General features: G+C 62.0%; 13 protein-coding genes. 5 read left to right on the top strand and 8 right to left on the bottom strand.

Features of this window, described 5'->3' with window-relative positions:
- Positions 1–83 precede the first annotated feature (83 nt).
- Positions 84–998, top strand: coding sequence for a LysR family transcriptional regulator ArgP (locus AC22G6_RS14465; RefSeq protein WP_487367334.1), 915 nt, complete (start codon positions 84–86; stop codon positions 996–998).
- Positions 999–1026: 28 nt separating this feature from the next.
- On the opposite strand, the gene AC22G6_RS14460 is transcribed toward AC22G6_RS14465, so the two are convergent.
- The 3 genes from AC22G6_RS14460 to AC22G6_RS14450 form a co-directional block, all read right to left on the bottom strand.
- The gene (locus AC22G6_RS14460) at positions 1027–2007 is read right to left on the bottom strand and encodes a DMT family transporter (RefSeq protein WP_487367333.1); all 981 of its coding nucleotides are present in this window, start codon (positions 2005–2007) and stop codon (positions 1027–1029) included.
- Positions 2008–2378: 371 nt separating this feature from the next.
- Positions 2379–3305, bottom strand: a complete 927-nt coding sequence (locus AC22G6_RS14455) for an EamA family transporter (RefSeq protein WP_487367332.1) — start codon at positions 3303–3305, stop codon at positions 2379–2381.
- Between the two features lie 506 nt (positions 3306–3811).
- On the bottom strand, positions 3812–5443 hold the full coding sequence (locus AC22G6_RS14450; RefSeq protein WP_108948655.1) for a methyl-accepting chemotaxis protein: 1632 nt from the start codon (positions 5441–5443) through the stop codon (positions 3812–3814).
- Positions 5444–6152: 709 nt separating this feature from the next.
- On the opposite strand from AC22G6_RS14450, the gene AC22G6_RS14445 reads away from it, so the two are divergent.
- A complete protein-coding gene (locus AC22G6_RS14445) occupies positions 6153–6833 on the top strand; it encodes a hypothetical protein (RefSeq protein WP_487367331.1) in 681 nt (226 codons plus the stop codon).
- Positions 6834–6855: 22 nt separating this feature from the next.
- Here the strand turns inward: AC22G6_RS14445 and AC22G6_RS14440 are convergent, their stop codons facing one another.
- Entirely contained in the window at positions 6856–7086 is a 231-nt protein-coding gene (locus AC22G6_RS14440) for a hypothetical protein (RefSeq protein ID WP_487367330.1), read from the bottom strand.
- Between the two features lie 245 nt (positions 7087–7331).
- Here AC22G6_RS14440 and AC22G6_RS14435 point away from each other — a divergent pair, with 245 nt between their 5' ends.
- The 3 genes from AC22G6_RS14435 to AC22G6_RS14425 all read left to right on the top strand — a co-directional run bounded on the left by AC22G6_RS14435 (position 7332) and on the right by AC22G6_RS14425 (position 9563).
- Positions 7332–7457 carry a hypothetical protein gene (locus AC22G6_RS14435; RefSeq protein ID WP_487367329.1) on the top strand — a complete coding sequence of 42 codons (126 nt, stop codon included), beginning with the start codon at positions 7332–7334 and terminating at the stop codon, positions 7455–7457.
- An 8-nt stretch (positions 7458–7465) separates the two neighbouring features.
- The gene (locus AC22G6_RS14430; RefSeq protein WP_487367328.1) at positions 7466–7744 is read left to right on the top strand and encodes a hypothetical protein; all 279 of its coding nucleotides are present in this window, start codon (positions 7466–7468) and stop codon (positions 7742–7744) included.
- Between the two features lie 154 nt (positions 7745–7898).
- Positions 7899–9563 (top strand): diguanylate cyclase, encoded by a 1665-nt coding sequence (locus AC22G6_RS14425; RefSeq protein ID WP_487367327.1) that lies wholly within the window; start codon positions 7899–7901, stop codon positions 9561–9563.
- Positions 9564–9709: 146 nt separating this feature from the next.
- Here the strand turns inward: AC22G6_RS14425 and AC22G6_RS14420 are convergent, their stop codons facing one another.
- From AC22G6_RS14420 to AC22G6_RS14405, 4 genes are read right to left on the bottom strand one after another with little or no spacing between them, the layout of a single operon-like run.
- Complete coding sequence (locus tag AC22G6_RS14420) at positions 9710–11725, bottom strand: WD40/YVTN/BNR-like repeat-containing protein (protein ID WP_487367326.1); 2016 nt, start codon at positions 11723–11725, stop codon at positions 9710–9712.
- Positions 11709–12473, bottom strand: a complete 765-nt coding sequence (locus AC22G6_RS14415; RefSeq protein WP_487367325.1) for a hypothetical protein — start codon at positions 12471–12473, stop codon at positions 11709–11711. Before AC22G6_RS14415 ends, AC22G6_RS14420 begins: the two co-directional genes overlap by 17 nt.
- Positions 12474–12525: 52 nt before the next feature.
- Positions 12526–13149 carry a hypothetical protein gene (locus tag AC22G6_RS14410; protein WP_487367324.1) on the bottom strand — a complete coding sequence of 208 codons (624 nt, stop codon included), beginning with the start codon at positions 13147–13149 and terminating at the stop codon, positions 12526–12528.
- Positions 13150–13167: 18 nt separating this feature from the next.
- The gene (locus AC22G6_RS14405; RefSeq protein ID WP_487367323.1) at positions 13168–13956 is read right to left on the bottom strand and encodes a hypothetical protein; all 789 of its coding nucleotides are present in this window, start codon (positions 13954–13956) and stop codon (positions 13168–13170) included.
- Positions 13957–14090 lie beyond the last annotated feature (134 nt).

Here is a 14090-nt window from a genome sequence, read left to right as displayed (position 1 = left end):
CGGTCTGGGTGCATGAAATGTAGATGCACCCGGACCTTAAAATAAGTAATATCGTTAAATATCGTTTTACATGATTTTTTCTAATGTTAGACCTGCGTCTGCAAGCTTTTGAGGCGGTGCTCAAGGAAGGTGGCTTCGAGCGCGCTGCGCGCCATCTGAATCTGACCCAGTCTGCGGTTTCGCAGCGGGTGAAGCTGCTCGAGGCAGAGCTCGGGCAGGCGCTGCTGGTGCGCAGCAAACCTGTGCAACCCACCCCCGCCGGCCGCCGCCTGCTGCCCTATCTGACGCAGCTCAGGCTCGTCGAGGCCGAAGCCCAGCGAGCCTTGCGTCCGGGCGCCAAGGGGCAGCCACTGCGCCTGCCGATCGGGATCAATGCGGACAGCCTGGCGACGTGGTTCCTGCCCGCGGTCGAGCACGTGGTGCGGGAAGAACGCCTGGTGCTCGACTGCGTGGTCGATGACCAGGACCACACGCACACCCTGCTGGCAAACGGCGACGTACTCGGTTGCGTGAGCACCCGCGCCGACCCGATGCGCGGTTGCGCAGTGATGCGACTCGGCGTGATGCGTTACCTGTGCGTCGCCTCACCCGAGTTTCGCGCCAGACACTTTCCTTCGGGCCTCACCCGGGCAGCACTCGCGCGCGCACCGGCCATCGTCTATGGCCGCAACGACGACATGCACGATCTCTTCCTGCGCAACCAGTTCGGTCTCGACGCCGGCCACTATCCCTACCACGTCGTCCCCTCATCCGAGGGTTTCCTCGCGTTTGCCAAGAACGCGCTGGGCTACGGATTCGTTCCTGAGATTCAGGTCGTCGATGCGCTTGCAGCAGGCAGCCTCGTCGATCTCGCGCCCACGCAGCAGGAGACCGTCGAACTGTACTGGCACCACTGGCAGGTTCAGTCCTCGGTGATGGCGCAGTTCTCGCGGGATCTCGTCACCGGCGCCGCACGCGCGCTGGAGCTGCCGTCCGTCGATGACACGGCGGCACGCTGATCGCAGTCTCAGTCGCAGCGGGCACAGCCTAGGTCCTCGCCCGGTTCGCGAGGGTGACGCCGATCGCCGCCAGCGCACCACCGACGACCATGGATATCAGGATCGTCTCGCCCAGCACCAGGGCCCCCAGAATGACCCCGAAAGCGGGCACCAGATTGGTAAACACCGCCGCACGCGACGCGCCGATGGCCTTGATCCCTTCGTAATACCAGACGAACCCCACAACCGTGCCGAACACCCCAAGGTAGGCCATTGCGCCCCACACCTCCCATCCGAAGGCATGCCAGTCACTCGCCCTGAACTCCCACGCGGCGCCAACCGACAGAAACGCCAGCCCCCACATCGCCGCATACGTCGTCGCCGCAACCGGGCTCAGATCCTTGAGCGCCTTGCGCCCGATCAGCGTGTATGCCGCCCAGTTCATCACCGCGATGAACATGAGCGTTTCACCCGTTCCGATCGAACGTCCCAGATCGTATGCCACGGTCAGCAGTTCGCCGCGGGTGATGACGACTGCGGCGCCCACGAAAGCGATGCCGAAGCCGAGCCATTTGACGCGGCCCAGGCGCTCGTGAAACAGGAGACTGGCAAACACAGCGGTCGCAATCGGGTTCAGCGCGACCAGCAAGGCCGTCCGCCCCGCCGGCATGTGTGAAAGCGCCGCCAGAAAGCAGACGTTGTAGAGAAAGATCCCGGTGAACCCGAGTGCAGCGGTCACCAGTATCTGCGACCCGCGCAGCCGGGGCAGACCACCTTCGAGCTTCCACGCCACGAGCAGCAACAGCACCACCGCAATCGCAAAGCGCCCCGTTGCCGCCGCCATCAGCGGCATCTCCTGGGCAAGCACCCGCCCCGCGATGAAGGTGCCGCCCCAGAACAGCGCCACCATGACCAGCTTGACATACACCCACAGGCTGACGCCTTCAGCAGGCCCTGCGACAGGCAGTTCGGGCGCGGACTCGATGGCGATTGCCGGCAGCGGCGAAGGACATGACACATCGGTCTTCATGATCGTACGGTAGTGAATGGAGTCGGAAGCACATTGGCCGGATCGATATGCTATTCCTTATCTGGACGCTTGAATGAATGCGCTTCTGCTCATCCCGCAGCGGATCATCCCCGAGTGACCCCGAGTGGCCTTTACCCAGCTGAACATTCTTGTGGAGGTGGCGGATTCCGGCTGCGCATCCATTGGCACGGAAGCGTGCGGTGAGCCTGGCCGTTCGCAGTCTCGATCAGGCAACGCCGGCCCCGTCAGCTTTCCTCGAGACCGGCAGGGATCTGGCGGCGAGATGGGTCAGCTGCCGCAGGCAGGGGTCAGGTGACGCGGGCAGTGCGCAACTGTGCGCGCATCACCCGCATCCGGCAGCAGGGCATCCGTCAGGAACGGAGCTGGACGTACTTCAGCACTCTGGCGCCGAACATCACCACGAACAGCGAGAGCCCGATGAAGGCCACGCCGACCGCCTGCCACAGGCCGACCGTCTCGCCAAAGGTCAGCATGCCGGCCACGAGGCCGATCACCGGGACACCGAGGCTGAAAGGTGCGACGCGATTAGCGGGATGACGCTTCAGGAGGTGGGTCCATAGCCCGTATGCAGTGATGGTGGCGAGCCAGCCCAGATAGGCCACGCCGAGCCAGCCGGTCACGGAGGCATTGGTCCAGTTCGACTGCGCCTCGGCGGGGTCGAATGCCCAGCTCATCATCACGAACGGAATGATCGGCGTCAGGCTCGACCAGACCACGAACTGGAACGGGTTGTAGCCCGGGCTGCTGCGCTGCAGGTTGCGGGCAACGATGTTCGACACGCCCCACATCGCGGCAGCGCTCAGCGTCAGCACGAAGCCGCTGATGGTCATCTGCGTGGCCGTCACATCATGCGCGGCGAGGAAGCTCATCGCGAAACACAGCAGCCCCATACCAGCGAAAACCAGACCACCGGTGATCTGGCGCGTCAGCCGCTCCTTGAGCAGGAAGTAGCCGATGATGGTGGTAAAGAACACCTGCGTCTGCATCAGCACCGAAGCAAGGGCCGAGCTCATCCCGAGCTCAAAGCCGAGGAACAGCAGTCCGAACTGCCCAACGCCCTGAGCCAGACCGTAAGCGGCAAGCCAACGCCACGGCACCTTGGGCCGGGGGACGAAGAAGATGAGCGGCACGAGTGCAAACACATAACGTGCAGCCCCGAGCTGCCACGGAGTGAAGTCACGCAATGCCAGTTTCATGGCAACGAAATTGAGGCCCCAGATCACCACCACCGCGAGTGCCGCCGCCAGATCGCGACCGCTGAGTGCTTGATTGTTCATGCCAGCCTCAAGGCGCGCGGGCCAGCCGGATTCAGCGGAAGACAGGCGTCGTGCATACGCCAGGTGCCGTGCCAGCTCCGGGCGGGCTTGTAACCCAAACGAAAGCAGTCATCGAGCGGGGGTTCGACGCAGGTCATCGAGATTCCTTCAGAACATGCCGGGTCGGCAACGAGGAGCCGCAGGAAGCAGCAATCTCATCGTGATGACATGGATATTAGGCACACCGAAGGAAAACGGCTGGATCCACAGCGCAGGGAATATGGGGCCAGCGGGCACTCAGAACGGGCCCGGCCAGCCTCTGCGGCGCTGAAGACGGGAGGCGCTTGGCACGATGCCCCGTCGCCCGAGCCGCGGACACACGTTGATGCTGCCGGATACGGCCGCCAAGACAGCAGGCATTGCCGGCGGGTGCTGCACAGGTCCGGCCTGCGCCGGATCCGATGTCGAACGGATGCGGGAACCGCTCAAGAGCCGGCGTGATGCGGTCCGATTGAAACGCTGCAGCCCTACGCTGTCCTGAACCGACTGACTTGTTCTCGCAGCATGTGTGCCAGTTCGACCAGCTCCTGCGCACGCTCACTGGAATTCGCCGTCGACAGGTGAACCTCTTCGGTATCCTGGGCAATCTGCTCAATACGCTGTGCAATATCGGTGCTGGCTGCGCTTTGTTCCTGCAACGCAAGCTTGATTGAATCGACAGCATCGCGAACCGAGCTTGTGGCTTGATTGAGACCCAGCACCGACGATTGAACCTCCTCAGTGTATTGGGCGCCCTCGAGTGCCAGGCGTTGAGTGAGTGACAGATTCTCCTGCGCCACTTTAGTGCTGTTCTGTACGCCAGTGATCATCGTCGAAATTTCGAGCGTAGAGGCGGTTGTCCGTTCAGCAAGCTTCCTGACCTCATCTGCTACAACTGCAAAGCCCCGGCCCTGCTCACCTGCGCGCGCGGCCTCAATAGCCGCGTTGAGTGCGAGAAGATTCGTTTGATCAGCAATGTCCCGAATCGTCCTGGCAATGCCATTGATGCCGTCAACCTTCGAGCTCAGCTCGTCCATCATGGCCGACGACTGGATCATGCTGTTGGCCACCCTGCTTATTGTGCCAGTGGTCGCAGTAACCCCGTTAAGGCCTTCGCGGACTTTCTCTTCAGCATCCAGCGATAGCGTAGCGGCCTGGGCCGCATGCTCTGACATGACCCCAATACTGACCGTCAGTTGCTCAACGGCGGCCGCAATCGCCGAGGTTGCCGAGCTCTGTTCCTCTGTTCTCAGCGAGATGTTCGTTGAATTGCTCCGAAGACTATCGCTGGTTTTCAGCACCGCTTCCGAGCTGAGGACAATCTTGTTGATCAGCTCACGCAAGTGCGTCTGCATTGCGTGCGCTGCTGCCAGAATGCTTTTCGGGTCTGCGCTGCCCAGCTCGATCTCATGTGTAAGGTCACCTCCGGCAATGCGACTTAAAGCCGTGGCGGTGAACTCAGGCTCCGCGCCAACCTGACGAAAAACACCGCGCCCTACAAAGATCGTGAACAGGACCACTAACACCAGAACAAGACCGCTTACTGCGATGGCGCTCGTTATTGACGCGTTGAGGACGGAAACCAGTTCAATCCGTTTCAGCTCAGCCTGCTTCTCGCTTTGCTTTACCTGGTCCAGCAATAACGCTCGAACAGCGCGCCACGCCGGCGTCTCCCTGGGCGAAAGGAAGGCGATAGCCTCGCTGACCTGACCGCCCTTGGCCAACTCAAGAACCTCGAACTGCAAGGGCCGCCACTCCGCGATGCGCGCTTCAAGCTCATCCGCTTTGCTGGCTTCCGTGGTTTCCTTTCTCATGAGTTCGAGCAAACGTACGATCTCCGTGTTGAAGATTTCGCCCGCATTGCTGTAGTTGTCATACCCCTTCTTGTTGGCCGGGTCGAGAATGATGTTCCTTAGCGCCTGCCCCATCTGCAAGCCGTTCGCGTAGGTGACGGTGGCACTGCGATTCAGCGCGACAGACTGATCGACAAACTCCAGGAGGTGTGCCTTGCTTCGCTGCGAATACCAGAGCGTTGCGCCTGCCAGCACGACCACGCCGAGAAAGCTGACCAGTCCAAGCAGCAGAAGACGAGCTTTCAACGATTGAAAATTGTTTAGCATTCTATGTTCCTGTCAGCTTCGCAGCACTACTGTGCCGTAACTTTGCGCCTTGAAGACCAGCGCCGGATCTGCGTGAGGACAGCTTCCAGCCATTCGACTGCAGATTGCGTTTGGCCTTGATTACGTAAACGGCAGACTTCCCCAGAACTGAATATTGATTGTGCAGAAAAATGAGCCTAGATCGCTTCCTGCGTGTGGGGTAAACCTCGCCATTGCCCGTATTGGGAACTGAAGCGTCCCGCCAACGCCTGCTTCGACGATTTCATGCAAAAGCCATATTACCTACGGGCTCGCGATCGAATACTGGGTCCTCCGTGGATCAGACTTCCGCTGATCGCAGATGACCGGACCGTGACCTCGCGGGGGTGGCACCGTACGTCAGCACGGCGCCAGTCCGAGATGGCTCTGCGGGATCCTCCGCTACGGATTCCCGAATTGGCTAAGGCTGAAACGCAATGGATACTCCAACAAGCAATCTTGAACGTCCTTTCCTTCAACTTTATGCCTTTCGCAACGAGGCTTCATTGTTACTTGGAGACAGTTCGAGCTGACTGATCGGCTGAGGATCCGCGACCTGTCTGAGTCACGGTGCTTTGCCCAACTTTTTGATGGCCACCCGGTATATGTCAGGATAACAACAACCCCCGATCTCTCCGCAGTGGTGCGTACCGCGTGTGCCGTCGCGTTGAGTCTGAGCGTCGGTGCCGCCATGGCTCAATCGGCGGAGTATTCCGACTCGAACCTGCGCATCAGCGGCTTCGGAACCGTGGGCCTGACCCATGCCAGCGCCCCGTCCGGATGGGGTTTTCGCCGCGATATATCACAGCCTGAAAACGATGGCGGCACGCGGGCTGATATCGATTCGCGTCTCGGCGTACAGATCAATTATTCGCCTACGCCACAGTTCGAGCTTGTAGGTCAGATCGTTGCGGCCCGTCGCTCTTCCTGCGCGCCCCTTGGCGACAACATCGAGTGGGCATTCGCAGCCTATCGTCCGCAACCCGATGTGCTCGTGCGTATCGGACGGGTGAATATCGATTCATTCCTGTTGTCGGATTATCGCAATGTCGGTTTTGCCTACCGTTTCGTGTGTCCTCCGGTTGAATTCTACGGGTCGCTCCCGGTATCGCTCGACGGCATCGATGTCAGCCGGGATCTGCGGTTTGACAACAGCCGCTGGCGGCTCAAGGCGTTCGCAGGAAGATCCGTGAGCGGTGACCTCGCCGTCGACGGCCGCGTCGGGGCAAACCCGGTGTTTGGTGTCACGGTGTCACGGTGTCACGGTGTCACGGTGTCACGGTGTCACGGTGTCACGGTGTCACGGTGTCACGGTGTCACGGTGTCACGGTGTCACGGTGTCACGGTGTCACGGTGTCACGGTGTCACGTGAGTCGGACGGTTTGACCGTGCGGCTAGGCTTCGCCCGCACCGGTTTTTCCAGCAATGCGCCGGAACTCCGGCCTCTGATTGATGGCCTGGATGCGATGGCAGCCGTACCTGTACCAGAGGTCGCGGCCCAGGCGCGCGAGCTGGCCGCCAGTCTCGACAACAAGGGCGATCACACGATCTACCAGTCCCTTGGCCTGAACTACGAGGTGCTGGACTGGCAGTGGACACTGGAACTCACCAAGGTTTCCGGTCATCCGACGTCACGGTTTGTCGCAGGTTATGCCGGTGTCGGACGCCGATTCGGGTCGGTCACGCTATCGGGTGGGGTCAGTCGTATCCGTACCCCCGACTTGCCGGAGGCAACGCCCGACTGGGCCTCGGCCCTGCGGCTGCACAGCAGGCCCAGATTCTGGCGTCGTCTGCGGCCTATGCCCGCAATGCCTCGGGAGCAAACCAGCAACCCCTGTCACTGGGGCTGCGCTGGGATCCGGACCCGCAAATGTCGCTCAAGGTGCAGTGGGATCACGTCCGGATCGATGCAAACGGCGGCAGGTTATGGTCAAACGCAACGCTGGATTCCGGCCACGCCAACGTGATGAGCGTAGCACTGGACTTCATCTTCTGAAGTCGCCCATGTGCAGACTTGTCCTCTCTCTACTGTTCGCTGCCACGATCTTGCAGGCCGGGCATTCACGAGCCGACTTCTTTCTGATTGTGCAAAGCAGCAATCCAGTACATGCATTGACGCTGAAAGAGGCAGTCGACCTGTTCATGGGGCGCAGCCGGGCGTTTCCGAACGGGGGCTTTGCACTTGTCTTCGATCTGCCGCGCGACGATCCGAAACGTGTCGCGTTCTATCGTGCCCTGACCAGCTGGAGCCTGCGCAGGTTAACAGCTATTGGTCGCGCCTGATGTTCTCCGGGCAAAGCATGCCGCCGCAACCCCTGCCCAACGAAGAAGCCGTGATTGACATCGTAAAACGCAATCCCAGCGCATTGGGCTGGGTGACCCGGGAGCCCGCACACAAGGACGTACGCACGGTACTGATATTGAAGGGACCGTCCTGATGAAAGGGGACGACGCAATCAACCGGACCGGCGGGCTGCAGGCGCGTCTCATGCTGACAATCGTGCTTGGCGCTGTCGTCCTTTCGGTTGCTGCGGGCGCACTGGCCTTCGTCCTTGGACACCAGCGCGCGGTCCGCACCAGCATTTCCACCCTTTCGGATCTGGCACAGGCAGTCGAGAAAACGGTTGCGATCGGAGCCTATGCCGGCGACGCCATTTTGTTGCGTGAAGTCGCCGACGGGCTGATGCGCAACCCTCTGGTGGCCTCGGTCGAGGTTCGCTCGGCACGCGGCGAGACCTTGGTCCGGCTGCCCGATGGCCCGCCCCCTGAAGTGTCTGACGACATCGAGCCCATGCATGCCGAACGCCTTTTGAGTTCGCCCTTCGACGAGAGTGAATCGGTCGGCGTGTTTGTAATTCGGGCCAACCAGACGCGGGTCAATGGCATTGCCCGACAAGAGGCCTTGTTGCTGGCAGCCATGATGATCGGCCAGGCCGTGCTGCTTGCACTGCTGCTGTGCGGCGCAGTGGCGGTACTCATATCGCAACCCAACATCAAGCTGGCGCGGAACATGCGGGCGATGACGCCCGGTTCCACAGAGCGTCTGGACACCCCTTCCCGCCACCGCCGCGATGAGATCGGCTCCTTGCTTGGCGGCGCCAACGCCTTGCTCGACGCCAATACGCGTGCCTTGCAGCGCGAGCGAACCTTGCGCGAAGGGATCGAAGCAATGGAAGCGCAGTATCGACGGATTTTCGATTCGAGCAGCGCCGGCATATTCGTGCTCGATGAACATGGCCGGCTGATCAACAGCAACCCCACGGTGTCGAAAGTCGTCGGCATGTCTCTGGCGGCGATGGGCGACCTGCCCCGCGATGACTTCATCGACCGGATACTCGCACAGCCCGAAAGGGTGCGCACCATGATGCAAACCGCTGCACGCACGGGCGAGACTGTCTCTGGCGATCTGGAGCTGATCCAGAGAGTAAATGCGCGGCGCTGGGTCCATTGCCTGTTTTCGGTTCATCACAGTCTCGAGGCAAGCACTCAAGGACAGGAGCAGAACACGACTGAAGGTCTCATTTATGACATTACCGAACGCAAGAGAACGGAAAGTGCGGTCCAGTACCAGGCTGAACATGACGCGTTGACCGGCCTGCACAACCGCGCCGGCAGTCATGCCGTGATCGATCGCCTGATTGCCGGCGCCGTCGCCGTCGCGGATGGCTCCGCTTTGAGCGTGCTGCGCATCGATCTCGACGGCTTCAAGCAAGTCAATGATGAGCACGGCCATGAAGCCGGCGACCAAGTGCTGAAGGTCTGCGCCGAACGCATGAACGCAGTGGTCCGGCGCTCCACCGATCTGGCCGGGCGGCTCGGCGGGGACGAGTTCGTGGTGGCCTTGCGCGATGTCGGCCCCCTGGAGCCGACGCTGAGCGCAACCGCGGCCAATCTGCTGTCCGTGTTGTGCGAACCCGTCATCCTGAGCGACGGGACGGCAGTGCGCGTCGGTGCCAGTATCGGGATTGCCTGTGCGCCACGTGATGGTACCGACCGGGCCACGCTGTTCGAACTGGCGGACGCGAGCATGTACGAGGTCAAGCGGACCGGAATAAACAATTTCGCGATGGCCGTCGCGCCTGCGCCCTGCGATCGGCATTGATTGACCGAAGTTGATTGACCGGAGTCAGGTTCCCCTGCGCCGGCGCAGTGCGATGAGAAACGGCAGGCTGAACGGAGCCATATCCCGTCCAGCGCGAAAGCGCGCGGCCAAACCGGCGCTTTCGGCTGAAAGCCGCTTGATCTCCATCAGTCGGTTTGCGACGCTGGTGACGTGCTCCCGCCATTTCGCACTAACGAAGCTGCAAGGGCGATCAATGCGATCAGTCCGGCAAGCCTTGCCCACCCGCTGATCTGGGTCTCGACCACCACGCTGTTGCCGGCGGTCGCAGCATAGACTCTTCGCGGCGCCACCGGATCGACCGCGAGCACGGTGATCGGGGGTAGATCCGCACCGCTGTTGATGATCCGCCAGTGCAGACCGGCATCATCCGAGCGGAAGATGCGTCCCGACCGCCCGCCTGCATATAGCGTCGCCGGGGCCTGCGGGTCGAATGCGATGGTCTGGATGAAGGGATCGATGAGGCCCTCATTGAGCGGCAGCCAGTGCCCCCCCCCGTCCGAAGACCGATGAACACCGCCGCCGTTGCTTGCCGCGTAGATGACCGCAGGACTGAGCGGATCGATTGCCAGCGCCTGTATATCGAGCTGCCGCAAGCCCATATTGACCGCCAACCAGACCGCCCCACCCGCAGCGCGCTTGAAGATGCCTTTGCTGGTGCCGACATAGACGGTATCGAGGTGCTGAGGATCGAACACGATGTGTCTGATGATCGCGCCGCCGATCTCGCCCACGACGCGCCAGTGCTCACCGCCATCCTGTGTGCCGAACAACTCACCGCTGGCACCACCTGCAAGCATGACGCCCTCGTGCCGGGGATGAACTGCCAGCGAAAACAGGCCGGACCCCACGCCCTGACCCACGACATGCCAGTTTCTGCCTCGGTCGCGGGACATGAAAACACGCCCTCCACCGCTCACTGCATGAACCCTGAAATGGTCCACCGGATCGGCGACGATTGCAGACACCCAGGGGTCGGCAATCCCCTGCCCCGCCTCCCACGAGCGCCCCCCATCCAGAGATCTGAAGGCGCCAGAATACCGGCTGCCGACGTGTATGACGGCGGGCTCGCCGGCCTTGAGCCCCTGATCGATGAGCAGTGTTTCGACCTGCAGATTGTGCAGCCCGCGATTGGCGCTGCGCCACCCGTCGCCGCCATCCGACGACATCCGCACACCGGCAAACCGCGTCCCCGCAAAGACATGTGCTGGCAAGCGCTCGTCGATGGCGAGCGTTTCGACCTCCGAGCCACGCGTCCATGCCGCCACGGCGTGCCAGGTGTGTGCGCCGTCGCCTGAGCTGAACACCTCGCCCGATTGCGCTTGCGCGTAGAAAGTCCCGCTGGGCGCTCGCGCCAGCCCGGTCACCATGGAATCGTCGAGCCCCTCGTTTGCAGCAGTCCAGGTACGGCCGTCATCACGGGACACGACGACGCCTTCGCCCGGCAGCGCCACAAGAATTGCATCGCTGCCGGCGTCGACAAGCACGTCCTGCACAAACCAACCCGGCATGCCGATTTCCACCCAGTGCGCGGCGCCGGCCTGCTTGCGGTAGAGGCCACCCATCGTGCCCGCATAGACGGTACCCTGCACCCGCGTATCGGTGGACAGCGCATTCACAAACGCATCATTCAGCCCCTCGGAATCGGCTCGCCAGCTTTCACAGGCATCGTCCGAGCGGTATACGCCGCCCCCGAAGCTCGCAACCATCAGCCCGGAAGGGTTCGCAGGGTCGACGATGATGGCGCGCAGCGCGAGCGTGTCCAGACCTGCATTGCACGGCTGCCAGGTCCGACCGCGGTCTGCGCTGCGGAACACACCTTTTGCGTCGGTCGCCGCAAAAAGTCGCGAAGGCGTGAGCGGCCCCACGGCGATGTCCACCACGGTCGCACCCGCCAGCCCGGCACTGGCCCGCTGCCAGCGCTTGGCCGCATCGAGCGAGCGGAATACCCCGCCTTCCCGCGTTCCCGCGTACATCACCCGCGCATCAAGACGATCGAAAGCGATGGTCCGCACCGTCCCCCCCTCGGGGCCGATCGACTTCCAGCCGCCATCCCACCTTGCACTGCAGAACAGGAACGCAAGCGCCACCCACGCGCCAGATACGAGCACACCACCCCACGCCACCTCAGAGCGCAAGCTCATGGACGAACACGGCAACGTTGTCTGCGAGACTTGCCCGGATCCGCTGCGCAACAGGTGCATGCGCGCTCAGATCGAGTGAGCAACGGTAAATGCTTGCGCCAAGCTTGATCGTGCGCCGATCGAACACCTGGTTCATCAGGTGGGCGACCCGCAAGGAGGTATGGAAGTTGATGCACATCAGCGTGGTTTCGATCCGCTTGCCGAGCTGGACACAGGTCCCGATATGAAAGCACCCCGCACCCGCCGAATGACTGCTCTCGTCAAATACGGGCGGCATGCCACGCTGCGCGGCATCAAGCGCGCTGCGCGCAAGGCTGCGCTCGACACCGCTCGCATTCGCATGAAACAGCGCCAGCCCAAGCTCGCCGATGGTAAAGCGCTCGAGCGCCGGCGGGTCGCAGTCGCGCGCCTCCACCGTCCATCCGACGTTATCCATGATGATCATATGGAAGCGGTGCCAGCGATCGAAATCGCGCTCGCGATCGAAGCGTGCGTCTGCCCCCAATTGCGCAAAAAGCAGTGCATCCAGCACATCGGCCCGTGCGGCATGAGCAACTCCGGCAACGAAGGACACAAGGCTGCCCTTTGCAACATAAGCACTTTGCTGCTCATCACTTGTCGCGGTCGATAACCCCCGCATCGCAGGGCGAAGCGGTCCGGCGAAGGCGCGGCCTGCATGCACCAGCCCGGGCGCGGGAAGGGGCAGGTTCTCGACGAAGGCAATCTGTTCCGGGGAGTCGGTCCGCAACGGTCTTCACTCCAGTCGTTCGCACACGCCGGGCCGGGTGCGTGTGGGTCGGTCAGGGACGGTTCCCGGCTTCCTCCTGTTCCAGAAACCGGCGCAACAGCACCGGCCGTGCGGTCTCGAAGATCGCCATGTTGAGCCTCGCTGCCCAGATGGCGAGCCGGAACGCATGACGGGGCGCGGCTTCAGGCACGGCGGCTGTTGGCAGTTCGACCAGTTCCGCAGGGAGCGCAACGAGCAAGATCGATGTCAGCAGCGGCACTCCATTCGCGTCCTGCTCGACAAGCCCGGCCCAGCGTGGCCGGCGTGGCCATTCACCCGCAACCTGCAGCTTTCCGATCAGTCCGCGCGTCATCGGATGTTCGCCAAGCGCCTGCTTCAGGATGCGCTTTGCCGCCCCCTCCTGCGTTTCGTCCGGCACTTCGTACGCGGTGTTCCAGGCACGCTCCACCATGACCCAACCCAGTTTCGCAAGCGTCTTCTCGCAGGTATCCAGCCAGTCATCGGGCTGCTCTTCGATGGACACGCCGACATGGGCCGCATGTGCCTCGGCCGCCCAGGTCGTCAGCGTCACCGCGTCGCGGGCCGCATCGGCGACATCCTGACCAAAGGCGAAGATCAGGTTATCGGAGACGCGGTACGCCCTCTGAGACTCAAGGTAACGCTCCGTGGCCGTCACGCCTTCCCGCCCGCTATCCTAGAAACCAAGATCGAGATCTTCGACGTAGGCCGCGACATGGTCGCGCATCTTCTGCTCCAGCTTGTCGCGCGCGCCCTTGGCGTAATAGTCCTGATTGAAGGTCGCCACCTTCTGATCCTTGTAAATGGACACATCAGAGCTCTTCCAGTTGAACCACAGCACTGTGGTGTCACGCGTCTTGAAGTCCAGCGCAAACGCGCCGAAGGCCAGCGACAGCGACTCGTTCTCCTTGCTCGCCACGCCGAGGAGAAACTTCCCGGCCTTGTCGCTCATGGTGGAGTTGTTGAACAGCTTGATACGGTTCCCGTCCCGCGGCAGCTTGCCGATGGCATCAATCGCAGCCTTCGCGATCGCCGCCCCGTTCTGCGATGCCACAGCCGTCAGCACCTCGATGATCACGGCATCCACCGACAGCCCCTGCGAGGCCGCCTTGTACTTCTCCCAGCTGAACGACATCACCCAGCCCAGGTTGGACATCACCTTGGAATAGTTCGCGAACCATGCCTGCATGCTTTCGAACGACTGGTTGTCGGGCACCACGATGTCGGAATTGAGTTGTGCCGCCAGCGTGGTGTATTCGATGTCCTGCTTGTCCTGCCCGGAGAGGTTCCCCGAGAACGCAGTCACCTGCCCCTTGATGAGGGCTGCAGTGGGTTTGTCTGTTTCAGCGCTCAGGGGCGCGCCAAGAATGGCGGCACGTTTGGACTGATGCCCGAGCATTCTTGCGTCGGCTTCAATGTCCGGAATCTGAAGGGACATCACGTACTGGTCGGAATCCTGTGTCATCTGGCTCTCCGTTATGTGATTCAGGGGCTGATCGACAATGTTCGACGTAACGCGCTCAACAGCGGAGGTCGACAGCGGCGTCCTGTCAGTCTAGTTCAATCACCGGGCATTGAAAGTCCGAGGGGAGATGCGCC

Source organism: Parazoarcus sp. PS-13 R2A, from assembly GCF_057621855.1.
This window is presented reverse-complemented; position numbering and strand designations above follow the sequence as displayed.